Annotated in this window: 23 protein-coding genes; 4 read left to right on the plus strand and 19 right to left on the minus strand. The window is 71.1% G+C overall.

The window, feature by feature from the left end:
- Positions 1 to 89 precede the first annotated feature (89 nt).
- The 4 genes from GRX01_RS06920 to GRX01_RS06935 form a co-directional block, all read right to left on the minus strand.
- The gene (locus tag GRX01_RS06920) at positions 90 to 1,031 is read right to left on the minus strand and encodes a hypothetical protein (RefSeq protein ID WP_159664900.1); all 942 of its coding nucleotides are present in this window, start codon (positions 1,029 to 1,031) and stop codon (positions 90 to 92) included.
- A 7-nt stretch (positions 1,032 to 1,038) separates the two neighbouring features.
- Positions 1,039 to 2,112 (minus strand): rod shape-determining protein, encoded by a 1,074-nt coding sequence (locus GRX01_RS06925; RefSeq protein ID WP_159664903.1) that lies wholly within the window; start codon positions 2,110 to 2,112, stop codon positions 1,039 to 1,041.
- 2 nt (positions 2,113 to 2,114) lie between these two features.
- A complete protein-coding gene (locus tag GRX01_RS06930) occupies positions 2,115 to 2,573 on the minus strand; it encodes a FlaD/FlaE family flagellar protein (RefSeq protein ID WP_159664906.1) in 459 nt (152 codons plus the stop codon).
- Positions 2,574 to 2,722: 149 nt separating this feature from the next.
- Positions 2,723 to 3,565 (minus strand): alanyl-tRNA editing protein, encoded by an 843-nt coding sequence (locus tag GRX01_RS06935; RefSeq protein WP_321167943.1) that lies wholly within the window; start codon positions 3,563 to 3,565, stop codon positions 2,723 to 2,725.
- Between the two features lie 212 nt (positions 3,566 to 3,777).
- Here GRX01_RS06935 and GRX01_RS06940 point away from each other — a divergent pair, with 212 nt between their 5' ends.
- Positions 3,778 to 4,473 (plus strand): HD domain-containing protein, encoded by a 696-nt coding sequence (locus GRX01_RS06940; RefSeq protein WP_321167944.1) that lies wholly within the window; start codon positions 3,778 to 3,780, stop codon positions 4,471 to 4,473.
- A gap of 60 nt (positions 4,474 to 4,533) precedes the next feature.
- On the opposite strand, the gene GRX01_RS06945 is transcribed toward GRX01_RS06940, so the two are convergent.
- From GRX01_RS06945 to GRX01_RS06970, 6 genes are all read right to left on the minus strand, one after another.
- On the minus strand, positions 4,534 to 5,526 hold the full coding sequence (locus tag GRX01_RS06945) for an NAD-dependent epimerase/dehydratase family protein (RefSeq protein WP_159664909.1): 993 nt from the start codon (positions 5,524 to 5,526) through the stop codon (positions 4,534 to 4,536).
- Positions 5,527 to 5,620: 94 nt separating this feature from the next.
- Positions 5,621 to 6,634 carry an NAD-dependent epimerase/dehydratase family protein gene (locus tag GRX01_RS06950; RefSeq protein WP_159664912.1) on the minus strand — a complete coding sequence of 338 codons (1,014 nt, stop codon included), beginning with the start codon at positions 6,632 to 6,634 and terminating at the stop codon, positions 5,621 to 5,623.
- Positions 6,635 to 6,745: 111 nt separating this feature from the next.
- Positions 6,746 to 7,198, minus strand: coding sequence for a DUF7313 family protein (locus GRX01_RS06955; RefSeq protein ID WP_159664915.1), 453 nt, complete (start codon positions 7,196 to 7,198; stop codon positions 6,746 to 6,748).
- Between the two features lie 143 nt (positions 7,199 to 7,341).
- Positions 7,342 to 8,064, minus strand: coding sequence for an NAD(+)/NADH kinase (locus GRX01_RS06960; RefSeq protein ID WP_159664918.1), 723 nt, complete (start codon positions 8,062 to 8,064; stop codon positions 7,342 to 7,344).
- A gap of 103 nt (positions 8,065 to 8,167) precedes the next feature.
- The gene (locus GRX01_RS06965) at positions 8,168 to 9,514 is read right to left on the minus strand and encodes a M28 family peptidase (protein ID WP_321167945.1); all 1,347 of its coding nucleotides are present in this window, start codon (positions 9,512 to 9,514) and stop codon (positions 8,168 to 8,170) included.
- A 133-nt stretch (positions 9,515 to 9,647) separates the two neighbouring features.
- Entirely contained in the window at positions 9,648 to 10,289 is a 642-nt protein-coding gene (locus GRX01_RS06970; protein ID WP_159664921.1) for a DUF420 domain-containing protein, read from the minus strand.
- Between the two features lie 109 nt (positions 10,290 to 10,398).
- Here GRX01_RS06970 and GRX01_RS06975 point away from each other — a divergent pair, with 109 nt between their 5' ends.
- Complete coding sequence (locus GRX01_RS06975) at positions 10,399 to 10,914, plus strand: NUDIX domain-containing protein (RefSeq protein WP_159664924.1); 516 nt, start codon at positions 10,399 to 10,401, stop codon at positions 10,912 to 10,914.
- A 48-nt stretch (positions 10,915 to 10,962) separates the two neighbouring features.
- On the plus strand, positions 10,963 to 11,742 hold the full coding sequence (locus tag GRX01_RS06980) for a M48 family metalloprotease (protein WP_159664927.1): 780 nt from the start codon (positions 10,963 to 10,965) through the stop codon (positions 11,740 to 11,742).
- Positions 11,743 to 11,781: 39 nt separating this feature from the next.
- Here GRX01_RS06980 and GRX01_RS06985 read toward each other — a convergent pair whose 3' ends face one another.
- The 5 genes from GRX01_RS06985 to GRX01_RS07005 form a co-directional block, all read right to left on the minus strand.
- Entirely contained in the window at positions 11,782 to 12,828 is a 1,047-nt protein-coding gene (locus GRX01_RS06985) for an NAD(P)-dependent glycerol-1-phosphate dehydrogenase (protein WP_159664930.1), read from the minus strand.
- A gap of 261 nt (positions 12,829 to 13,089) precedes the next feature.
- Entirely contained in the window at positions 13,090 to 13,776 is a 687-nt protein-coding gene (locus tag GRX01_RS06990) for a LysE family transporter (RefSeq protein WP_321167946.1), read from the minus strand.
- A 91-nt stretch (positions 13,777 to 13,867) separates the two neighbouring features.
- Positions 13,868 to 14,569, minus strand: coding sequence for a TMEM165/GDT1 family protein (locus tag GRX01_RS06995; protein WP_321167947.1), 702 nt, complete (start codon positions 14,567 to 14,569; stop codon positions 13,868 to 13,870).
- Complete coding sequence (locus GRX01_RS07000; RefSeq protein ID WP_159664932.1) at positions 14,566 to 15,348, minus strand: metal-dependent transcriptional regulator; 783 nt, start codon at positions 15,346 to 15,348, stop codon at positions 14,566 to 14,568. The genes GRX01_RS06995 and GRX01_RS07000 overlap by 4 nt, the downstream gene beginning before the upstream one ends.
- A gap of 106 nt (positions 15,349 to 15,454) precedes the next feature.
- Positions 15,455 to 16,654: a threonine synthase gene (locus tag GRX01_RS07005; RefSeq protein WP_159664934.1), complete on the minus strand. Its 1,200-nt coding sequence runs from the start codon at positions 16,652 to 16,654 to the stop codon at positions 15,455 to 15,457.
- A gap of 99 nt (positions 16,655 to 16,753) precedes the next feature.
- Here GRX01_RS07005 and GRX01_RS07010 point away from each other — a divergent pair, with 99 nt between their 5' ends.
- Positions 16,754 to 18,076: an NAD(P)/FAD-dependent oxidoreductase gene (locus GRX01_RS07010; protein ID WP_159664937.1), complete on the plus strand. Its 1,323-nt coding sequence runs from the start codon at positions 16,754 to 16,756 to the stop codon at positions 18,074 to 18,076.
- 24 nt (positions 18,077 to 18,100) lie between these two features.
- Here GRX01_RS07010 and GRX01_RS07015 read toward each other — a convergent pair whose 3' ends face one another.
- From GRX01_RS07015 to GRX01_RS07030, 4 genes are all read right to left on the minus strand, one after another.
- The gene (locus GRX01_RS07015) at positions 18,101 to 19,786 is read right to left on the minus strand and encodes a potassium channel family protein (RefSeq protein WP_159664939.1); all 1,686 of its coding nucleotides are present in this window, start codon (positions 19,784 to 19,786) and stop codon (positions 18,101 to 18,103) included.
- A gap of 123 nt (positions 19,787 to 19,909) precedes the next feature.
- Positions 19,910 to 21,457, minus strand: coding sequence for a TrkH family potassium uptake protein (locus GRX01_RS07020; RefSeq protein ID WP_159664942.1), 1,548 nt, complete (start codon positions 21,455 to 21,457; stop codon positions 19,910 to 19,912).
- A 96-nt stretch (positions 21,458 to 21,553) separates the two neighbouring features.
- Positions 21,554 to 22,753, minus strand: coding sequence for a thiamine pyrophosphate-dependent dehydrogenase E1 component subunit alpha (locus GRX01_RS07025; protein WP_159664944.1), 1,200 nt, complete (start codon positions 22,751 to 22,753; stop codon positions 21,554 to 21,556).
- 179 nt (positions 22,754 to 22,932) lie between these two features.
- Positions 22,933 to 23,973: an NAD(P)-dependent alcohol dehydrogenase gene (locus GRX01_RS07030; protein WP_159664947.1), complete on the minus strand. Its 1,041-nt coding sequence runs from the start codon at positions 23,971 to 23,973 to the stop codon at positions 22,933 to 22,935.
- Positions 23,974 to 24,003 lie beyond the last annotated feature (30 nt).

The raw sequence follows: 24,003 nt of genomic DNA on the forward strand, positions 1-24,003 counted from the left end.
CCGCGGTCTCTCGTTTTCGACGGATTTCGTTCCCGTCGTCTCCCCGTCATCCACGGCTCGCGTCCATGGCGGCCTCGAGTGTTCCCGCTCTACCGACCGAGCAGCCGCCGCAGCGTCCCGCTCGCGGGTTCGTCGTCGACGCCGACCTCCGTGCGGAACCGGTCCACCGCGTCGTCGTCGACGCCGCCGGCGGAGAGCCGGAGCGTGTCGGCCTCGCCCTCGGTCTCGACGACGATCTCGCGGCCGCGAGTGGCCGCGTAGACGCCCAAAAGCGCCGCTCCAAGCAGCAGCGAGAGCGCGCCGGCGACCCGGAGGACGTCGTCGACGAGCGAGAGCACCGAGAGCACGCCGCCGATCATCGAGAGGAGCCCGCCGAGGCCCGTCGCCCCGGCCGAGTCGGGCATCGACGCGCTCATCGAGTCGAACGACACGACCGAGCCGCCGAGGACCATCGCCAAGCCGCCGATGACCGTGTACGCGATGGGCCGAACGAGCCAGTCGGTCGCGGTCGACGACGAGGACACGTCCGTCACGTTGACGCGGTGGACCGAGCGCATCGTCGCCCGCTCGTCGGCCGTCGGGGTGTGCGCGAGCACGCGGTGGCTCGTCGCGACGAGGCGACCGTCCGCGACGGGGAGGCTCGCGCGGACCTCCTCGCCGGCGTACAGCAGCGACTCGATCCCGGCGGTGTCCGTGACCGCGTCGGCGTCCGCCGTGGTTCCGGCGACCGCGCTGTCGTCCGCCGCGGTGGCTGTGACGGCGTCCGTGTCCGCCGCTGTGTCGGCAACCGAGCCGTCGTCCGCTACGCCGTCCGTGACCGCGCCGTCCCCGGGACGGTCACCGGGGGCGGTGCGGCCGCTCGCGGTATCGTCGGTCGAACCGAGAGAACCGGGGTCCTCGAGCGGCGACGGCTCGGCGGGCGAGACGACCGTGTCGGCGTCGTCGACGCCGTCGGCGCCGAAGGAGACGCCGTCGTCCGCCGGCGAGTCGCGGTCGTCGTCCGCGTCGCCCTCGAAGTCGAAGCCGCCCATCGGCCCCTTACTGACCCGCGAGCTTCTCGGCGATGCGCCGAGCGCCCTCGGCGGCCGCGAGATCGGGCTCGTCGGGCACGACCACGTTCACGTCGCGGTCGAGTTCCTCGCACAGTCGGCGCTCGAACTCCTCGGCGAGGCCGGGGATGCACGCCATGCCGCCGGTGACGGCGATGTCGTTGTTCAGCGAGAGCTGGTACACCTTCATGTAGTCGTTGGCGAGCTCCGGCAGGAACTCGTTGGCGACCTCGTTCACGGCGGCGTCGAGGTACCAGTCGAGCGCGTCGACGACGCTGTCCTCGATGGTGTACTCGTGGGAGCCGCCGCCGGGCTGCTGGATCACGTCCGAGAACGGCTCGAAGTTCCCGACGTTTCCGTGCTCCTCCTTGTACTCGCGTGCGGTCGTCAGGTCGACGTGGACGCGCCCCTGCGTCTCCTCCTCGACGTTGGCGACGATGCGCCGGTCCACGTCGTTGCCCGTCACCGATCCGGTGGAGAACGGGACGAGCTGGTCGCCGCGGCGGTACGCGCACGCCTCGAGGTTCGTCGACCCCATGTTCACGGAGATGAACACGTCGTCGACGGCCTCGACGCCGTCGCCCATCGCGGGGATGGCGCCACACAGCGACTCGGGGTACGCCCGCATCGTGTGTGCGCCGATGTTCGAGGACTCGATGACCTCGGTGAGGTTCTCCAGCCCGGCGTCGTTGTCCATCGTCGGGATGGCGTACACGACCGCCGAGTCGGAGGGAACGCCGTTGGCCGAGAGCAGTTCTCGGAAGAACCGTCCGGCGAGCTCCGCGCGCTCGTCGTCCTCCGGGAGCCCGGAGCGGAGCATGTACTGGACCCGGTCGGGGTACTCGGCGGCGGCCTGCTCCCCGAACAGGGCCTTCTCCTCCCCCGTGATCGCGTCCTCGTACAGCGCGAGACACGTGAGCGTTCGCACCGTCGTGAGCTCGTCGCTGTCGGCGTTCTCGAAGTATCGAAGCACGGTCCGGGTGGAGCCGAGCTTCACGCCGATCGGGGTCGGGTTACTGGACTCGAAGCTGTCGTCGTCTGCGGATTCGGATTCTGCTGCCATGGTTATCGGAGCGCGGCGAGGCGGGCGACGAACAACAGGCTCGTCCGGTGGTGGCCGACGGAGAGCCGCGATCCCTCGGTGTCGTCGAAGGCCTCGAGGTACGCCGCGAGGGCGTCCTCGACGGACTCGTCGAGCCACTCCACGTCCCGATAGAAGGCGAGCGCCTCGCGGGCGCGTTCGCGCCCGCCGACGCCGACGAGGTAGCGTAACCAGTCGAGCACGAGGTGGGTCCCGACCGCCGAGTCCGGAAGACTCGGGAGGTAGGGCCTGCTCGCGCCGCCGGCCGCCGCCTGAAGGAGGAAGGCGTCTTCCACCTGCGCCGCCCGCACGCGCGCATCCGCTCGACCGAGGAAATCGTCCGGTTCCGTCCACCGGTCGGGCTCCTCGTCGGCGTGCGTCGGCGCCGCCGCTCCCGTCAACGCTCGCAACTCCTTCGGGTCGTAATCGCTCGGTCTGAGCATGTCCTGGTTCGTCCGCACTCCCTGTGCCGCTACGCTCACCTTCCCCGAACCGTCGTAAATATGTACCCTCCCGAATATCACGGCTGAAACCGGGGCCTCGGTGCCGGTCGCCGCGTCCGCCGACACAACGACTGGCGGGGGCGCTATCCTCAGGTGTCCGCGAGGGTGAACTCGACGCGCTCCTTCTCGCCGCCCTGCGTCGTCCGACCCTCGACGGTCACCTCGCCGATCGCGTCGGTGTTCCCGACGTGGGTGCCGGCGCAGGCGGTGCGGTCGAACGGGTCGTCCGCGTCACCCGCTCGCGGGTCGGTCCCCTCCGCGCTCGCGTTCCCGGGGGCGCTTCGCGCCCCGCCGATCTCCACGATCCGAAGTTCCGTGATCGAGCTCGGGAGCAGGTCGATCCGCGTGCGCTCGGTGTCCAGTTCCGCCTCGGCGACCTCCCGGTCCATCGTGTAGTGGCGTACGGGGAGCGCGTCGTCGACGAGGGCGTTCATGTGCGCCTCGACGTCGGCGAGGTCGGTCTCGGAGAACTTCGAGTGCTCGGCGTCGAGGCGCGCGCGGTCGGCGTACAGTTGGTTCCCGACCGTTCGGGCGTCGAACTCGTCGAGGAGGACCGCCGAGAGGAGGTGCTGGGCGGTGTGATACCGCATGTGGGCGTGTCGACGGTCCCAGTCGAGGACGCCGCGGACGCGCGCGCCCTCGGGCGGCGCCGCGCCGTCGAGGTGGTGGTACACGGTGTCCGTCTTCTCCACGTCGGTGACGGCGAGCTCGGCGTCGACCGCGTCGCTCGCGGCGTCACCGCCCCCGTCCGCGTCGACAGTACCGTTGCCGCCGGCGTCAACGACGTGAAGGGTTCCCGTGTCGTTGGGCTGACCGCCGCCGGTCGGGTAGAAGTGCGTCCGGTCGAGGACGACGCGCTCGTCGAGCGACCGCTCGACGGTCGCCTCGAACTCGCCGACAGTGCTGTCCGCGAGGTACAGCTGATCGGTCACGCCCGACCGTGGGCGGCGGGCGCACTTAGCGGTTCGCGACGCGGCGGTCCGGACCGGCCGACCCCCGATCTCGGTGGTCCGGGGCGACCGCTCCGATTCGTCTCGCCCGCCCCGACCTGTCGTAACGACTAAGGACGGAACAGGCCGTATCGTTCCGTAATGAGAACGACATTCGTCTCCTTCGGACTCGATCGGCACAGGGGGTGGCCGCTGTGGGCGTCGAAATAAAGGGCTCGCGCGTCGCCGCCGAGGAGTTCACCGACATGGAGCACTTCGTCCGCGAGTACCTCGTCGCGTCAGTCGAGAGCGAGGACGACGGGGGCCGGATGCGGTGGTACCCGTGGCACTCCGCGGAGTACCGCTTCAACCACATCCTGAACGTCGTCGACATCGCCGAGACGATCGCTGCCAAGGAGGGTGCCGACACCGACGTGGTGCGGGTGGCCGCGCTGTTTCACGACGTGTCGAAGCTGGAGGCCGAACAGGACGTCCACGCCGAGGAGGGCGCCCGCGTCGCCCGGCAGTACCTCGAGACGCACGGCGACTACCCGGAGTCGTTCGTCGCGGAGGTGTGTTCGGCCGTCGAGGACCACTCCTATCAGGGGCCGCTGTCGGACCTCGCGCTGGAGACCCGGTGTCTCATCGAGGGTGACCTGCTCGACAAGGTCGGCGCCAACGGCACCGCGCTCATGATCCTCCGAATGGGCTACGAGGCGCGCACCCACATGGACGCCGCCGAGATGGTCCAGCGCGTGCTGGAGCGCGGCCGCGAGCACGCCTCGCGCGTCGAGAGCGACGCCGCCGAGTCCATCGCCCACGAGCGCATCAAGCGCGTGAAGTGGTTCCGCGAGTGGCTCGAGGACGAGGTGAGCGAGATGAGCCACGAGCGGGACTTCGACGGCGAGTAACCCGCTGGGGCGCCGAGCCGAAGCCGACCCCGTCCCACCGACGGCGGGAGCGCCGATTCCCTACAGCGTGTCGAGCACGCCGAGCACGCGCTCCTCCGCCTCGCGGCCGGGGTCGTGTTCGCTCCCGTCGCGGTCGCTCTCGCGGTGTTCGGCGACGGTGCGCTCCATCGCCTCGGCCAGCGGCGTCGACTCCCATCCGAGCGCGGCCAGCTTGTTCGTGTCGAGGACGTGCGGGTAGTCGCGGTAGAGAATGAAGTCGTCCGCCGCGAGGTCGGCGGCCCCGAGCTCCCGGTCGCCCGCATGGACGACCTCCACGTCGGTGTCGGCCGCCTCGGCGATCAGGTCGACCATCTCCTCCATCGTGACCAGCGTGCGGTCGCCGACGTTGTACGCCTCGCCGGGCTCGCCCTCCTCGGCGACGATCCGCAGCGCGCTCGCCACGTCCTCGGCGTACGCGCGGTGCCAGAGGTTCTGGCCGTCGCCGGGGACGACCACGCGGTCGTGGTTCAGCACGCGGTCGATCCAGTAGTCGAGGCGTTCGGTGTAGTCGTGGGGCCCGTAGACGATGCACGGGCGGACGCTCATCGCGTTGACGCCGTCCTCGGCTGCCGCGGCGATCGCGCGGTCCCCCTCGGCCTTGCGCGGGCCGTACGAGTCGTGTGAGTCGTCGGTCGCCTGCTCGTCGGTGCACGCACACAGCTCGGTCTCACCCTCGCGCTTGGGGATCTCCTCGACGCCGTAGGCCGCCCCCGAGGAGATGTACACGTACCCGTCCACGTCGGCGAACACGTCGGTGGCGACGCGCACGTCCTCGGGGTAGTAGGCGACGCAGTCGATCACGACGTCGGGCTTCACGGAGAGGGCTGCCGCCTTCAGGTCGGTGTCGTCCCGGCGGTCGCCCTCGATGTGGCTCACCTCCTCGACGTCCGCGAAGGGGTTCTCGTGGTTCCCGCGGTTGAATATCGTGACCTCGTAGCCGTTGGCGAGCAGGTCGTCGACGACGTGTCGCCCGATGAATCGGGTGCCGCCGACGACGAGCGCGGTGTCTGCCATACGCGGGGTCTCGTGTGCGGCGGCCGAAAACCTCGCGGTCCGCGGCGGGATCACCGGTTCCTCGCGGTCGGTGGGTGCAGGCGAACGCGAGACGCTATTCGTCGCCCCCGCCGCGCTCGTCGTGTAGGGCCGCGATCACCGCCTCCGTCGCCTCGCGGTCCGGCGCCTCCTTGGGACCGGTGACGCCCGCGTCGACGTGCACCCGCGCCGTCTCGGCGACGTACTCCGCCGGCGGTGTCGATTCCCACCCCAGCGCCGCGAGCTTCCCGGTCGAGGCGAGCATCGGCGACGGGGTGTACAGCGGGAACGCGCCCGGCTCGACGCCGTGGGCGGCGAGCTCCCGTTCGCTCGCGTGGACCGGCGTCACGTCCGTGTCGAGCCCGTCGGCGATCAGCTCCAGCGAGCGATCGAGGGAGTACGCCGACCGGTCGGCGGCGTTGTACGCCTCGCCGGGCTCGCCCTCCTCGGCGACGAGCAGGAGCGCCCGGGCGAGGTCTTCCACGTACACGCGGTGGAGCAGCGATCCCCCGTCGCCGGGGACGAGCACCTCGTCGTGTTCGGCGACGCGGTTCACCCAGTACCCGAAGCGCTCGGTGTAGTCGTGGGGACCCTGAACGAGCATCGGCCGGACCGCCATCGCCTCGATCCCCCGCTCGGCGGCCGCGAAGACGGCACGGTCGCACTCGGCCTTGCGCGGCCCGTACGTCTCGGCGCCGTCGTCGTCCTCCTGCTCGGGCTCGCAGGGGTGCAGGTCCGTCGCGCCCTCGCGCATCGGCACGTCCTCCGGGACGTACGCCGACCCGGAGGAGACGAACACGTACCGGGCGTCGGCGAACACGTCGGTCGCCTCGCGGACCTCCCCGGGATGGAGCCCGACGAAGTCGACGACGACGTCCGGTTCGACCGCGTCGCGGGCGGCCTCAAGGTCCTCGCCGAGGGTCCGGTCGCCGGTCCGGTTGGTCACGCCCTCCCGATCCGCGAAGGGGTCGGCGTGTTGGCCACGCGTGACGGTCGTGACCTCGTAGCCGGCCTCGAGGAACGCCTCGACGGTGTGGCGGCCGATGAACCGGGTGCCGCCGACGAACAGCGCGGTGTCGTAGCTGGCCATGGGAACTCGTGCGCGAGAACGGTGAAAGCGGTTCGCCTCCCGGCGGTTCGGGAGCGACCGGACGGGGACGGGGGTGGCCGCAGGGCCGTTGCGGGGCCCCGTGCGGGGACCTCAGACGATCGAGCTCCAGAGCGGCTCGATGACGAAGAACAGCGCCTGGTAGCCGGCGTACGCGATCACCAGCACCGAGGCGACGATGGCGCTGTTGGGCTTGTCCATCTCCAGGTTGTTCCGGGCCTCGACCCGGCGGGACTCGTACTCGAAGAAGTCCGAGATGACCATCCCGATGACGAGCACGGACAGCACCATCCCCCCGTGAGGTTCGACGACCATGAACGCGAACGACAGCAGGACGAGCAGGACGTTCACGATCTCGTGGGGGAGATACCGGCTCAGGGCGTCGTCGTCGTCCCCTTCGGCGGCCGCGCGCTCGAAGCTCCGCTGTGCGAGCAGCCGAGTGACCACGTTCACGAGCACGACAACGAGGATGACGTACGGCAACACCCCCGCCACGGACTCCAGCGCCCCGAGCGGGACGAGGAACTCCAGCGGTGACGCTAACATAGTGGCAGATCGGTCCACGACTCATTAGAAGCTTTCCAATCCCGTGCGGGGGGACGGCTGGACGGGGCGGACCGGGCTGTGGAGGACGAGATGCGGGCAGGTCGACCCGAGAACCGCCGAGCGAACGGCGGGCGCGGTTCGGGTCAGCGTCGCCGTCGCGACGACACGGCCGACGGCGACACCCGGAGGAACGGAACGTGGCCGTCGACGGCGACCCGGACGTCCGCCTTCGGCGGGACGACGCCGGCGGTCTCGCCGTCGACGATCAACTGTACGTCGCAGTCGTCGCGCTCGACGCGCACCACCGCCTCGTCGTCGACCACCCACGTGTCGACGGTGGTCGCGAACGGCGAGACGGGGACCACGGACAGTCCGGTCCCCGGCGCGAGCACGGAGCCGCCGGCGGCGCGCGCGTAGCCGCTCGACCCGGCGGGCGTCGCGACGACGACGCCGTCGGATCGGACCCGGGCGATCGGCTCGCCGTCGCCCTCGCTGACGGCGTACTCGGAGATCCGCGCCGGTTCGACCGTCATCAGGGTGGCGTCCAGCGCCGCCCGCGCACGACGGTCGCCGTCGACCGTCACCGAGAGCGTCGCCCGCGACTCCGTCCGCCCGCGCCCGTCCGCCAGCGCGGCCAGCGCGGCCTCCGCGTCGACCCGGCGAACGGCGTGCCGTCCGTCGCCGGCGTCGATCGGGAGGACCGGCGCGGACGGGTTCCCGAGGGCGGTCTCGACGAGCGCGCGCTCGCCCAGAGTGACGACCGCGTCCGGGTCGGCGTCGCCGGCGACGACCCTCCCGCCGGCGGCCTCGACCGCCCCGCGGAGGGTGCCGTCGTCGCCCGCCAGCGCCGCGCGGAACTCGGTCATGGTGCCGGAGGTTGACCCGGCCCGGACTTAACGAACGGGGTATCGAGTGCCGGGAACCGGGGGCCGGAGACCGGGCGGTCGGTGCCCACGGCGACGCGCGCCGCTACTCGATGACGGTGCCGTCCTCGTCGTACGGCCAGTCGCCGATCACCTTCATGCCGGTCGCCTTGTCCTCCGCCTCCAGCGCGGCGGCGATCTCGCTCGGCTCGCGGCGTGCCACGTCGGTGTCGGCGTCGGCCAGGTCCGCGACCAGCGCGGTCAGGAGGATCGCCTGCTCGCGGAGGTTGCGCGGCTCCAGTTTCTCCAGGGTGTCGGCCTCGGTGTGCCCCCAGCCGCGACCGCGACCCTCCGTCTCGCCGGAGACCATGTAGCCCGGAACGCCGTGGATCACGAACGGCCAGTGGTCGCTGTGGGGGACCTGCTCCTCGCTGGTCGACACGGGGTGATCGAAGCGGTCCGCCAGTCGCTCGGCCGCGGCGGTCAGGTCGTCGAAGCCGTGCGTCGACAGCGACAGCGTCCGGCCGAAGACGTTGGAGTCGACGTTGACGATCGCCTCGATCGCGTCGCGGTCGGCGCGCTCGGCCTCGACGCCGGAGCCGACGAGGCCGACCTCCTCGGCGCCGTAGGCGACGAACCGGACCCGGGTGTCGAGTTCGTCCTCCATCCCCGCGAGCGCGGTCGCGACCTCGACGATCGTGGCGGTGCCGGCGCCGTTGTCCATCGCGCCCTCCGCGATGTCGTGGGCGTCGACGTGCGAGGAGACGAGGACTTCCTCGTCCGTGTCCGGCCCCAACTCGGCCATCGCGTTCCCGCTCGTGGCCTCCGGCGTCTCGCAGTCGACGTCGACGGTGACGGAGTCGCCCTCCGCCCGGCGGGCGAGGCGGGCGCCGACCTCCGCGCTCACGCCGACGGCGGGGATGTCGCCGATGGGGTCGTCGTCGGTGCCGACCGAGCCGGTCGGCGGGAGACACCCCTCGACGTGGTTGCGGAAGACGAACGCGGCGGCGCCGTGGTCGACGGCGTAGTAGTACTTCTCCGTGCGGTGGATGAACCGGTCGAAGTCGTCGGGCGTGTCGGAGGACACCATCACGACCTTCCCCTCCACGTCGGCCTCCTCGAAGTCCGAGGGGACGCCGTAGCCGAGGTCGACGAGGTCGGCGGTCGCCGTCCCGCTCGGCGAGCGCGGCAGCGCGATGCACGGCTCGCGGCGGCGCCCGTCGGCGATCCCGGCGTCCCCTCGCTCCCAGCCCTGTAGCTCGAACTCGTCGATGCGCGCGTTCCGACAGCCGGCGTCGGCGAGGGCGTCGCGGACGAGCTCGAGCCCCTCGCGCTCGCCGGGCTGACCCGCCATGCGGTTGCCCACGTCCACGAGGTCCTCGAGGAGGCTCCACCCCGCGTCGCTCGTGAACGCGTCGCCGATCCAGTCGGTCCGCTCGGAGAGATCCGTCACGCCCGCCCGGTCCGCGGGTTCGACCAAAGAGGTTCGGGAGGCGGCCGCGGGGGCCGGAAGTCGGCGGTGCGGGCCGGAAGTCGGCGACCCGGATCGGGAGTCGTCGGATGCGGGGCGCCCTCGATCGCCCGTGCTATCGGGCGACGCGGACGAACTCGTAGGCGTACACCCAGTTGAGCAGTACGTAGGTGACGACGCCGAGCGAGAGCGAGACGATCCACGTGCCCGCGGCGATCCGCCCGACGCGCCTGTGGGGGGTTTCGGTGCGGAGTTCCTCGGGCGTGTGGGTCGCCCCGAGGACGAGCGCGTACAGGACGACCGGCACCGTCACCACCGACAGCAGGACGTGGATCGCGAGCATCGCGAGGTAGGTGATCTCGACGGCGCCGGCGTACGCGCCGAGGAACGCGGTCTCGCGGACGACGATGTGCTTCTCGCCGGGGCCGCCGCCGACCCTGATGAGGTACATGACGAGGAACACCATGATCAGGCCGAACGACGCGCTCATCGCGGCGGCGTGCTTGCGCACCTCGCCGGCGCGGATCCAGCGCCACCCCACCACGAGCAGCACCGTCGTCACGGTGTTGACCGCGGCGATGGCGTGGCTCAGGAGGTTCACCTGTCCCTCCGTGAGCGACGGGAACACCGACTCCGGGACGACGCCCGCGAACGTCCCGATGACGAGCGCGTAGCCGACGACCGACACTACGGCGACCGTGGCGCGCGGGTACTCCCTCACGGTGCCAAGCGGCCCGCTCGCGTCCGCTGTTGCCATTGGGCGCGATTGGGGCGGCGCCGACTTGCGTCTTCGGGTTCGGGCGCCGGCGTCGACCACGTCGACCGACACGGGCGGGCTTTTGTGGCCCCGACCGCCACCGGCGCCCATGGTCACTGACGCCTCCCGCGCCGTCGTCGACGACGCGATCGCTCGCCTGCGCGAGGAGTGGGGCGACTGCCCGCTCGCGGAGCCCCACTGGGAGGTGACGCCCGCCGAGTGGGAGCGGGACCGGGAACGCTTCGCCGCCGACACCCTCGGCGGAGCCGGTGCATGGGTCCGCCGCGACGACGGCGCCGCGCTGATGGTCAGGCACGAGGGCGAGTCGGCGTGGTCGGAACCCGGCGGAAAGGACGAACCGGGGGAGTCGATCGCGGAGGCGGCCGTTCGGGAGACGCGCGAGGAGGCCGGCGTCGAGGTCGACCTCCGCGGGCTGGTGATGCTCCACCGCGTCGCGGTCGACGCCCCCGACAGGCCGACCCTGTTCCGGCTGATCGCCACCTTCGACGCCGACTACGTCGCCGGCGATCCAGAACCCCGGGAGGGCGAGATCGCGGCGGTCCGCTGGGTCCACGACCATCCGAACGACCTCATGTACCCGGAGGTGGCGGAGTACCCGCTGTGATCCGATCCCGGGGAAAAGCCTACACTCGCGGACGCGGACTCGACTGGTGTGGTTTCCCTCCCACCGGTGCCGTCGCCGGCGTTCCCCTCCGTGCTGTCGACCGCCCTCGCGTGGGCGGGCGACTGGTGGGAACTGTGGGCGCTCATCGCGGCCGGCTTCCTCGGGGTTCGACTCGCCCCGGCGCTCGTCGCCCGCACCGAGCGTCCGGCCGCGCTCCCCGACGATGTCGCCCGCGCGGTCGAGCGCGCCGGCGTCCCCGCCGACCGCGTCGGCGTTCTCCGACGTGACGGGCGGGTGGTCGCCTACGCGGCCGGACTGACGGCCGTTCACGGTCGGGTGTTCGTCTCGACCGGGCTGTTGCGCGAACTCGATCCCGCGGGGGTCGCGGCGGTCGTCCGCCACGAGCACGCCCACCTCGCACGGGGTCACGTTCCGCTCCGGGTGGGGATCCCCTGCGCGTACGCCGTCGCGTGGGCCGTCGACGCGACGCTGTTCGGGCGGGCGGGGCTCGTCGCCGGCGCGGTGCTGGCGGTCCCGCTGGCGTACCTCTCGGTTCGCGTCGCGCGCTGGAGCGAGTACGACGCCGACGCGGTCGCCGCCCGCGGAACGGGCGAGGACTACCGCGACGCGCTCGCCCGGCTCGCCGCCGGGGGTCACCTCGGCCGGACGGTCCCGACAGGGGGCCGGCTCCGTCGACTGCTCGCGTCGCTGTCGATGCACCCGCCGCTCGGAGCGCGGCTCGGGCGGCTCGACGAACGACCGGACGACGGGACGAACGCTCGACCGTCCGACGGACCGTCGACGCGCGCGGCTCGCGGAGACGATTGAATCGCGAGACGCACCGGGCCCCCGAGATCGCCGTCGACCTCAGATGACGCCGGTGAACGTGGCGACCTCGACGGCCGCGTCCTCGTTGACGCCGTCGCCGAGGATGGTGTATCGGTCGCGGATGGTGTGTGCGGTCGTGAGCGCCTCGATCACGGTCTCGTCGTCGATGCCGAGTTCGGCCGCGGTCGTGGGGGCGCCGATCGCCTCCAGCGCGTCGCGGATGGCGCGCCACTGGCCGTTCTCGCCCGTGTGGAGGAACTCCGTGAGGATGGACCCGACGCCGACCTGGTGGCCGTGGAGCCCGGGGGAGTCCGCGATCCGGTCGAGCTGGTGGGAGAACAGGTGCTCGGCGCCGGAGGCCGGCCGCGAGGAGCCGGCGATCGACATGGCGACGCCGGAGGAGACGAGCGCCTTCGAGACGATCCACGAGGACTCCTCGAGGCCCTGTTTGATCGAGTCGGCGCTGTCGACGAGCATCTCGGCGGTCATCTCCGAGAGCGCGCCCGCGTACTCGCTGTACTCGACGTTCTTCAGCCGGCGCGCCAGCCGCCAGTCCTTGACGGCGGTGTAGTTCGAGATGATGTCGGCGCAGCCGGCGGTGGTGAGCTCCCACGGCGCGTTCGCCATGATCTCCGTGTCCGCGATGACCGCGAGCGGCGGGTCGGCGGCGACGGAGTGGCGCGTGTCCCCCTCCGGGATCGACGACCGGCCGGAGACGATCCCGTCGTGGCTCGCGGCCGTCGGCACCGAGACGAACCCGACGCCGAGCTCGTCGGCGGCCATCTTCGCGAGGTCGATCGGCTTGCCGCCGCCGAGCGCGACGAGGAACGTCGCGTCGGCGGCCTCGGCGGCCTCGACGATCTCCGCGACGGCGCCGAAGCTGGCCGAGCCGACCGTGACGGTCTCGACGTCGTCGAACTGCGCGCGCAGGCGGTCGCCGGCGAGGTCGTTCGGCGTCGGCGAGGTGACGAGCAGGGGTGTGCCGGCGAGCGACAGCTCCGAGACGGCCGTCCCCACGTCGTCGAGCACGCCGTGCCCGACGAGGACGTTCCGCGGGAGCTTGATCCACGTCGACTTCTCGAACATGGCGGCTGGTTCCGGGTCGGGATGTAAAGGGGTTGCCGTGTCGCCGGGACCCTCAGCGACGGTGTGGGCGGCCGGCGCCCACGACCGCGGAGGCGAGCGTTCACATAGGGAGACGGAACCATTGTCGCCGATGCGTTGACGACGAACCCGGCGCGTCGGCGGGTGCGCGACCACGCGCGTCGGGGAGGAACCGGTCGCCTGTCCGCCCCGAACTCCCCTAGCGACTGCGCCGGAATCGGTCCGGGAGCCGACGCCAACGGCTCACACTAACGGGCCGAGCGTCCGCGCGGCATCGAACAGGAAGGCGACGCCGAAGCCACCCAACAGCAGCGCCGACAGCGCGGCGACGACCGGCGCGAGCGCCTCGACCCGACGCTTGGCGGCGATGAGCGCCCCGGGGAAGCCGGTTATCCACAGGCCGATGCCGGCGAAGAAGCCGATCACCAGCGCGGGGCTTCCGGTTTCGACGACGAGCGTTCCCGCGAGCTCCGTCACGTCGGCCGCGTCGAACACGTCGATCTCCCCCGGTTCGAGCAGCCCGACGCCGACAGTGAGCCAGAACAGCACCTGATAGGGGTTCGTCAGCGCGAGCACCAGCGCCTTCCGGAACCCCGCGGACTCCTCGTCTATCAGGTCGGCGTCGACCGCGAGGAAGGAGCCCCGGACCTCCCGTGCAGCGCCGTACGCGTAGTACAGCATGAGCACGCCGCCGACGCCGACCATGAGGCCCTTGACGAGCGGCGCGTCGTTCAGGAAGCCGACGACGCCCACGAGCGAGAGCACGAGGAAGATCCCGTCGGCGGTCGCGGCGCCGAGCCCGGCGCGGAAGCCGGCCGTCCACCCGCGGAGCACGCTCTCCTCGGCGATGACGGCGTTCATCGGTCCCGGCGGCGCGGCCAGCGCGAGACCGAAGGCGACACCGGCGACCAACGAGGCGACGACTGACACTGTCCGTACGGAGGCGCGCTGCCGTGAATAACGCCGCGGTTCACGCTGGGTCCGTACGCCGTCGCGGGTCGCACCGCCGTGGCCGACGGCGCTACACCAGCGACAGCACGGCCGTCGAGACCGTGTCGACGACCGTCTCCCAGACCGAGAAGCCGGTCGCCAGCGCCAACACCGTGTCGAGCCCGAAGAACGCGAACAGCGCCGCGCCGGCGAGGTGCGCCTTCCGGAGGTCGAAGCGATGGCTGAAGCGGTGGAAGAGGTACGCGTTCGCGAGACTCACCGGGAGGATCACCGCCATCTCCCCGAACCAGATGGCCGAGGTCGCCCCGTACTGCGCGGCGAGACTGATCGTCACCAGCTGGGTCTTGTCGCCGAACTCGCCGGCGGCCATCATCGAGAAGATGGAGAGGAAACTGCCGGCCCGTCCGGAGACCTCGTGGCCGAACAGGCTCACCGAGCCGTCGATGCCGGGCATCACCTCCCCGCCGTCGGGCTCCGCGGAGGGCAGACCCCCGCCGCCGTCGGGCGCCGACCGGAGGAGCAGCACGGCGAACGTGAGGAACATCACGGCGGTGAACGCGTCCAGCATCGCTCCCGACAGCACGGACTGGATCGCGGCGCCGAACCAGATCTCGAGCGCCGTCCAGCCGGCGAACGCCGTCCCCGCGGCGCCGACGACGATCGCCGGCCGATACCGCGTCGACAGCCCAGCGATGATGAACTGGACCTTCTCGCCGGGAAGCACCGCGAGCTGTGCGACCGCCGCGACGACGACGATCTCCCAGAAACTCACGCACCTCCCACCCCGGCGTCAGTCGCGACGGTGTCGGTCGCGCCGTCGACTGGCCGGACCCGGACGGACGCGGCGATCGCCTCGGGAAGGCTCTGTTCGCGGCCGGCGTCGGAGTCGGTAGCGGTGCCGTCGACGTCGCCGGCGTCGGTGTCGGTGTCGGTGTCGCCTCCGTCGGCTTCCGGATTCACTTCGACGGTCACCATCCCGAACGGCGCGATGTCCAGCACCTCGATGGCCGTCCCGGGCGTGATGCCCGCGCGGTCGAGATACTCCAGTTCCTCGTCGTCGCGGTCGCTGACGCGCGCGATGACGGCCCGGTCGCCGACCGCGACCTCCGTGAGCGGACGGACGTCGTCGTCGACCGGCGGTTCGAGGTCCTCCCCCGGGATGGGATCGCCGTGCGGATCGACGGCGGGATCGCCCAGCACCGCGGCGACGCGGCGCTCGAACTCCTCGCTGATGTGGTGTTCGAGCGCGTCGGCCTCGTCGTGGACCTCGCTCCACGAGTAGTCGAGGTGTTCGGCGAGGTACGCCTCCAGCAGGCGGTGATGGCGGAGCACCTCCAGCGCGACCGTTCGACCCTCCGCCGTCAGCTCGGTTCCCTTGTACTTCTCGCGTTCGACGAGCCCGTGCTCCTCGAGCGTCTCGAGCATGCTCGTCACCGTCGGCGGCGTCTTCCCGACGCGCTCGGCGATCGACGAGGTCGACACCGGCGGTCCGTCCTCGGTTTGGAGCACGTAGATCGCCTTCAGATAGTCCTCCATCACGTCGCTCAGCATCGGTTTGAGAGAATTAGACGAGTCTAACGGAAGTACTTCACGGCTCGAACGCCGGCGGGAAACCGACGACCGGCGTCGGCACGGCGCCGGTCGGGCATCCGTCCCGTCAGATGCCCTTCCCCATCAGGTGGCTCCGGAGCACGTCGGGCGCCTTGACTCCGGCGTCCGGGTTCACCACGACGACCTCGTCGTCGCCGCCGAGGGCGCCGGACTCGGCGAGGCGCCACGCTCCCGCCAGCGCGACGCCGCCGGCGGCGCCGAGCTCGATGACCTCGGACTGTGCGACGGTGACGGCGCTCTCCAGCGCGTCGTCGTCCTCGACGGTGAGCGCGTCGCCGTCCGCCTCGCGCAGCGCCGCGAGCGCGCGGTCGCCGCCGGCCGGATCCTCGATCTCCAACTCGCCCACGATGGTGTCGGGACCGCTCCAGGGTTCGACCGCGTCGGCGCCGGACTCGAACGCGGTCGCGATCGGCGCACAGCCGGCGGGCTGTACGGCGTACACGTCCGGGACCGCCTCGGCGAGTCCGAGGTCGACGAGGTCCTCGAACCCCCGTACGGTCCCGACGACGAGCTCGCCGGTGCTCGCGGGGAGGACGACCGCGTCGGGGAGGGAGGCGGCGGCGTCCTCGCCGTCGAGCGCGTCGAGCAGCTCGTAGGCGATCGTCTTCGCCCCGTCGTGGCGGTACGGCGTCGTGAACTCCTGCAGCGAGTGGTACTCCGCGGCCAGTTGCTCGTCGACCGCGGCGGCGGCGTCGCCGTAGCGCCCGCCGACCACGCGCATCTCGCCGCCGTGGACGTTCACCATCGCCTTGTTCGAGAACGCCGTCCGGGAGGGGACGAACGCGTACGAGCGCAGGTCGGTTCGCCCGGCGTAGGCGGCGGCCGACTGCCCGGCGTTGCCGGCGGCCGCGAGCGCGAGCGGTTCCAGTCCCCGCTCGGCGGCCGCGGTCATCGCGAGGCTCATTCCGCGGTCGATGAAGGTCCCCGTGGGGTTGCGACCCTCGTCTTTCACGTACGCGGCGGCGACGCCGAGCTCGTCGGCGAGGCGGTCCGTCCGCACGAGGGGCGTGTCGCCCTCGCCGGCGGTGATCGCGGTCTCCGCCGGGAACGGCAGGAGGTCGCCGAAGCGGTACTGTCCCGCCCCCCGACCGTCGCGGTCGCCGAGGGCGTCGGCGTCGACCGCCTCGAGGTCGTACGTCGGCGACAGCGGCGCCCCGCAGTCGGGACAGCGGCCGTGCTCGTCGACGCCGAACGACTCCCCGCAGTCGGTACACGACAGGCCGTCGAACGCGTCCGTCGTCTGCATTCGTCCACGATTGGGACCGCCGCCGCATGGATGTGCTGGTTCGAGATCGGATCCGGACGCGGTCGGCGATGCTTTGTGTCGCGCGGTCCAAGCGCGGGTATGTCGGATTCGCCGAACGTCGTCGTCGCGGGCGCGGGACTGGCGGGGCTGGTCGCCGCGCGCCACCTCGCCGACACGGGCGCGGACGTCACCGTCTACGAGCGCCGCCCGGAGGTCGGCGGACGCGTTCGCACGCGTCACGAGGACGGGTTCACGCTGGACCGCGGCTTTCAGGTGTTGTTCACCGGCTATCCCGCGGTGCGTCGGGAACTCGACGTGGGGGCGCTCGACCTGCGAGGGTTCCGGCCCGGGGCCGTCATCTGTTCGACGGAGGAGGGCACCCGCAGCGTGCTCTCGGATCCGCTTCGCGACCCGCGGTCGCTGGTCGAGTCGGCGTTCAACCGCCGGGTGACGACGACCGACAAGCTGCGGACGCTCGCGCTCCGGCAGGACCTCTCGAAGCGCGACGAGTCGTGGTTCTTCTCCGGTCCGGACGCGAGCATCCGCGAGTACCTTCGCGACTGGGGCTTCTCAGAGAAGTACGTCGAGAACTTCGTCGCGCCCTTCTACGGGGGCATCACGCTCGATCGCTCGTTGTCGACCTCGAAGCACGTGTTCGCGTACACCTTCCGCGCGCTCTCGAACGGCCGGATCGGCGTCCCCGCGGCGGGAATGGGCGCCATCGCGGAGCAACTCCGCGCGTCCGCGGAGGCGGCCGGCGCGACGGTCGTCACCGGGGAAGGCGTCGAGGGGATCGACCGCGCCGGGACGACCCGAGCGGACGACGGCGCCGGCAGCGCGAACGGTGGCGTCACCGTCGAGACGACCGACCGTGCCGTCGACGCCGACGCGGTCGTCGTCGCCACTGATCCGAAGACGGCGCGCGACCTGACCGACGTGGCGGCGATCCCGACGGAGGGCGTCCCGTCGACGACGCAGTACTACCGGCTGTCGGACTCGACGCCGGTCTCGACGGGGAGGAAGATCCTCCTCAACAGCGACGAGTCCTCGCCGAACGTGGTGGTCCCGCTGACGGAAGTGGCCCCCGAGTACGCGCCCGACGGCGAGCAGTTGCTGTGTGCGACGTTCCTCGGCGACGACGCGCGCTTCCGCGACGCCGACGACCTCGCGTCAGACACGCGTGCGGCGCTGTCCGCGTGGTACCCCGAGCGCAGTTTCGACGGGCTGGAGGCGATCCACACCGACCGGATCGAGTTCGCACAGTTCGCCCAACCGCCGGGCGTCCACGGGGAGTTGCCGGACGCGGGCGACCCCGAGGGGCCGGTGTACCTCGCCGGCGACTACACCGAGTGGTCGTCGATCCAGGGCGCGATGGAGAGCGGGCGCGTCGCCGCCGACGCCGTCTCCGCGGACCTGCGATAAGCGAGCGCCCGCGGTCGACCGGGACTACTCTTCGAGCGGCTTCGGCGACACGTCGAACGTCGTGAGGAAACGCTGGACCGACTCGTCGCTCCCGACGATCACCAGCCGGTCCCCGGCCGCGATCGTTCGCTCCGGGTCGAGGCTGGTGGTGAGTTCGCCCTCGTGCTCGATGGCGATGACGCGACAGCCGGTTCGCGCGGAGATCCCGCTCTCGGCCAGCGTCTTCCCCGCGAACGGATCGGCGGACACCCGGTCGATCCGGATCTGGCTGCCGGCGCCGAGCACCTCCTCGCCGCGGAGCTCCCGAGCGACCATCCGGGCGCTGATTCGGGGGACCGAGAGCACGTAGTCGGCGCCGGCACGCAACGCTTTCGTCGTCGCCTTCGCGTCGCTCATCCGCACGAGGATCTCGATGTCGGGGTTCAGCGACCGCGCGAGCACCGTCGTCAGCAGCGCCGTCGAGTCGTCCGGGACGCACACGAGGATCACCCCGGCGTCCTCGACGCCCGCCTCGCGGAGCGTCTCCCGGGAGCTCACGTCGCCGACAACGTCGACGTCCGGGCTGTCAACCACGTCGACGGTCGTCGTCGGCACGTCGGCCTCCTCCTCAACGACCGACAGCGCCGCGTGCCCGACTTCCCCGAGTCCCGCGACGACGACGCCCTCCTCCCGGCGGCGCCGCCTGACCGGCCGTGCCGTCTCCCCGAGCTCCTCCAGCGCGTCGTGGTCGCCGGACACGAGCAGGACCGTGTTCGCGCCGATGACGGCGTCGGGGTCCGGTGGAAGCTGGAGCTCGCCGTCGATCCACGCGCCCGCGACGTTGGCGCCGGTCCGCTCGCGGATGCGCGAGTTCCGGATGCTGACGCCCTCGAGGGGACTGCCGTGGCTGACGGATATCTCCGTCACTTCCAGCCCCTCGGCGATACCGACCGTGTCGTGGAGCTCCGAGGTGTACAGCGACATCGCCTTTCGGGCGAGACGCTCGCCGAGGACGGCACGCGGAGACAGCACGCTGTCGGCGCCGGTGGCGAGCAGCACGTCCCGCAGGGAGCTGTCGTCCGTCAGCGTGATGATCTCCACATCGGGCCGGAGCGACCGGACCGTGAGAACGGTGTCCACGTTCGCCTCCCCCGCGTCCGTGATGACCGCCCGGGCGTTCCCGATGCTCGCTCGCTCGAACGCGCTCGTCTCCTGCGGGGAGCCGTGGATCGCCGAGTACCCCTCGTCCGAGAGGTCGATCGCCTCCTCCTCGTCCGAGGAGATGAGGACGTAGTCGATCTCGAGGTGTTCGAGCTCCTCGAGCAGAACGGCGGAGTCGCGGTCGTACTCACAGATGACGACGTGGTCGCTCTTCCGCGACAGTCGGCTGTCGAGGTCGACCTCCGCGCCGGTGAACAGCGGGATGACGATCACCCGAAGGGTGAAGAAGCCGACGCCGATGCCGCTCAACTGCATGAACACCATGAAGAGGTTCATCCACGGGGACTCCCACGGCGAGTCGGCGCCGTAGCCGGTGGTCGTCATCGTCTCCGTGACGGTCTGGAACGAGCGGAATATCGACTGTGGACGCCCCTCCAACGCCCGCATCCCGGTGTTGTAGAGGACGGTGTACAGCAACACGAGCGCGGCCAGGCCGGCCACGTAGTAGATGATGAGCCGGCTTCGGCGCGAGAGATCGTCGGTCCGCGACGACCACGGGATCCTGGACATGAGGACTGTGCCCCGCTTGCGGGGCCTCCTACGAATCAGTTTCTGCCGAACTCACCGAGGGATCGGAGGCCGGACCGCCGACGGCGGGCGCGTCGAGCGGGGAGTCGCGAGCGCCGACAGCCCTCACCGGCTCCAGAACGCCGGCGTGAACACGACCAACACCGAGAGGACCTCCAGCCGGCCGACCCACATCAGGAACACCATGTAGAGCTTCGCCGGCACCGAGAACGGAAGGAAACTGTTCATCGGCCCGACGGGACCGAAGCCCGGTCCGACGTTCCCCAGCGTCGCGATCGCGACGCTCATCGCCTCCAGCCCGGTCAGCGAGACGCCGGGCGTCCGGAGGCTGTCGAGGTACAGCAGGACCGTCGAGAGCGCGAACAGCAGGAGGAACAGTACGATGAACACGAACACGTCCCGGATGGTGTCGTCGTCGACGACCTCCCTCCCGAGCCGGATCGGCCTGACGGCCTCGGGGTGAACGGAGGTGAACAGCGCCCGTCCGATGTCCTTCCGAACCAGCACCCAGCGGACGATCTTGATCGAGCCCGCGGCCGACCCCGCCGAGCCGCCGAGGAAGTACGCGAACAGCAGGACCGTCTGTGCGGAGGCGTCCCACGTGTTGAAGTCCATGCTCGCGTACCCGGTCGTGGTCACGATGGCGATCACCTGAAACAGGCCCTGTCGGAGGGCGTCTTCGAGGTTCCCCGGGATAGCGCCGATGCTGGCCGGCACCTCGGCGAGGCCGACGCCGAGATACAGCAGCGCCGAGACGACCGCCCCGACGGCGACCATCGCGAGCAGGTACCCACGGAACTCCGCGTTGTCGACCAGCCGGCGGGGCTCCCCCCGAAGGACGTACCAGAACAGCGCGAAGTTCGTCCCCGCGACGATCATGAACGGCATCATCGCCCACTGGATCGCCGGAACGAACGCCTCGGCGCTCCGTGCCTCCGGCGAGAAGCCGCCGGTGGGCAGGGTCGTGAGTGCGTGGGCGACCGCGTTGTAGAGACCCATGTTCGGCGCCACGCCGGTCAGGTGGAGGACGTAGTAGACGAGGGCCGCGAGGAGCGTGAAGCCGACGTAGATGCCCCACAGCGCGCGCGCCGTCTCCTGGATACGCGGCGTCAGCTTCTCCAGCGACGGCCCCGGCGCCTCCTGCCGCATGACCTGAGCCCCGCCGACCGACAGCTGCGGCAGGATGGCGATCATCAACACGAGGATCCCCATCCCGCCGAGCCACTGGGTGAGCTGGCGCCACATGAGCATCGCGCGCCCGTGGCGCTCGACTGAGATCTCCCCGAGCACGGTCGCGCCCGTCGTCGTGAACCCGCTCATGCTCTCGAACAGGGCGTTGACCGGACTCGCGACGGTTCCCGTCCCGGCGACGAGGTACGGCACGGTCCCGGCGACAGGCACGAGCAGCCACGCGAGGCTGACGAGGAGGAAGCCCTCCCGATTCCCCAGCTCGCCGTCGTCGCGAACTCGTTCCATGAGGGTGCCCGCCCCGACCATGACGACGGTCGTCGCCACGAACGGGAGGGGGTCCTCGCCGTAATAGAGGGCGAGGACGAGCGGGAACAGCGGGGTGACGCCGATGTACTTGAGGACTGTCCCGACGTAGGCGACGCTTACCCGGTAGTCGACGTGCGTGGTCGGCAGGTTGACCATCGAGTTGCCGTATCAATCCACGGGCGAGTGATGGTCGTTTCGGGTCGGCCCGGCCGACGGCGACGGCGTCTCCCGCTTCGTTCTACCGGATTCCGCTTACTCCTCGCGAAGGAACGCGTCCTCGCCGTGGCGCTCGATCGCCGCCAGCAACCCCTCCCTCTGACGCTCCAGTTCGGGGGTCGTCTCCGCGTACACGTCGTCGAACATGCTCGCCGGGTCCGCCTCGAAGCGTTCCGCGGCGTCGATGACCTCGGCGACCCGGTCGTCCGCCTCCTCGCGCACCGACTCGATCAGGTCGTCATCGGCGATGCCCTCGCGCCGGAGGAACCCCTCCATGCGGGGGATCGGGTCCCACGCGCGCCAGGGCTCGGCCTCCTCGTCGTCGCGGTAGACGCTCGGGTCGTCGGCGGTCGTGTGGGCGCCGAAGCGGTACTCGACCGTCTCGATCAGCGTGGGGCGGTGGTCGTAGCCCGAGCCGTCGTCCGCGTCCCCCGCGGCTCCCTCGTCGGCGCCGTCCTCTCCGTCCCCGGCGGTCCGTGCCTTCCGGGCCGCCTCCGCGACGACCGCGTACACGGCGAGGGGATCCATCCCGTCGACGCGGACCCCCTCGAAGCCGTACGCCTCGGCCTTCGTCGCCAGCGTCGGGCTCGCGGTCTGGTCCTCTCGGGGGATCGAGATGGCCCACTGGTTGTTGTGACAGACGAACACGCCCGGCGCGTCGAACACGCCCGCGAAGTTCATCGCCTCGTGGAAGTCGCCCTCCGAGGTCGCGCCGTCGCCGAAGTGGGCGCACGCGACGCGGTCGTCGCCGCGGTAGTCGGACGCCATCGCCGCGCCGACGGCGTGCGGGAGGTGCGCCCCGATGCCGATGTTGAGCGGGAACACGTCGATGTCCGCCAGTCCGGCGGTGCCCGACTCGTGACCCATCCAGTAGGCGAGGTACTCGGCGGGGAACCCGCGGGCGATCACCGCGCCGTGCTCGCGGTACTGATAGAAGATCGGGTCGTCGTCGTGCAGCGCGTGCGTGGCGGCGACGGAACTCGCCTCCTGCCCCTCGATGGCGGCGTAGGTCCCGATCCGTCCCTGTCGCTGGAGGCTGATCGCCCGCTCGTCGAAGCGGCGGGCGGTCACCATGTCGCGGTAGATGTCGACCAGCGTCTCGTCGGGGAGGTCCGGGACCTGTCCGACGACCTCCCCGTCGGGGCCGAGCACGCGATACACGTCGCCCATCGGGTCCGCCGGCGGGTCGCCGTCCGTCGCCTCCCCCGCCCCGGATCCGGCGTCGGCGTCGCTCATAGGGGCGTGTCAGGGTGCAACATGGTAGCCGTTTCGGCAGCGGCAGCGCCATCGGTCGTGGGAGAAACGCGGCGGTGACGAGTACCGTGGTGCGGCGAGACGGCGGCGACGACGGAACCGCGGCGCGACTGGACGGCGGCCGCGGGTGTCGTGGAGGACGGGAGGGTCCGACCCTCGCCTCAGGGAGTGATCACCGCCCGTCCGTCGATCTCGCCGTGTTCGAGGCGTTCGGCGACGGTGTTGATCTCCGAAAGCGGGTAGCGACTCGTGTGCAGGTCGACCTCGCCGCGGTCGACGAGCGCGACCAACTCCTGCAGTTCGGTGTATCGGCCGACCAGCGTCCCCTTGTAGCTGAACTCGCCGTCGACCAGCGACTGTGCCGGTTCGTGAACGTGGCCGCCGTAGCCGATCACGTGGTGGTCGCCGCCGGCGGCGACGATGTCGGGCGCGAGCGCCGTCGTCTCGTCGGCGCCGACGAAGTCGAGCACCTGCTGTGCGCCCACGTCGTCGGTGAGGTCGGCGATCACGCTCGCCACGTCCTCGGTTCCCGGGTCGATGGTGTGGCGGGCGCCCAGATCGGCGGCCATGTCGCGCGCCGACTCCTTCAGGTCGAGCGCGACGATGTCGGCGGCGCTCATCGCGTCGAGACACTGGAGGCCGATGTGACCGAGCCCGCCGACGCCGATGACGACCGCGGTGTCGCCGGGGTTCAGCTCCCGGACCGCCTTCTTGGTCGCGTGGTACGCCGTGATCCCGGCGTCGGCGTGGGGAGCGATGTCCGTGGTGTCCACGTCGCCCGGCAGCGGGACGACCGCGCGCTCGTTCGTGTGGAGGAACTCCGCGAACCCGCCGTCGTGTGTGAGTCCCGGGAATCGGACGTTCTCGCAGTACATGTCCTCGCCCTGGCGGCACGGGCGACACGTCCCGCAGGTCATCACCGGGTGACAGATCACGCTGTCGCCCGGTTCGACGGTGTTCACCTCCGAACCGACCTCGACGACGGTGCCGGCGTTCTCGTGGCCGAGTGTGAGCGGCAGCTCCTGTGGGACGTACTCCTGCCACATGCCCTCGATCACGTGGTTGTCGGTCTGACACCAGCCGGCGCCCTCGACCTCGACGATCACGTCGTCGGACGCCTCGGCGGTCGGGCGGTCGACCTCGTCGATGCTGAGGGCGTTCGCCATGTCGTCGGTGTACTCGTGGAGTCTGGCTGCGCGCATCGTCCGTGATATTACGGCATGCGACCAAAA

It is taken from the genome of Halobaculum saliterrae, assembly GCF_009831625.1.
GTDB lineage: Archaea > Halobacteriota > Halobacteria > Halobacteriales > Haloferacaceae > Halobaculum > Halobaculum saliterrae.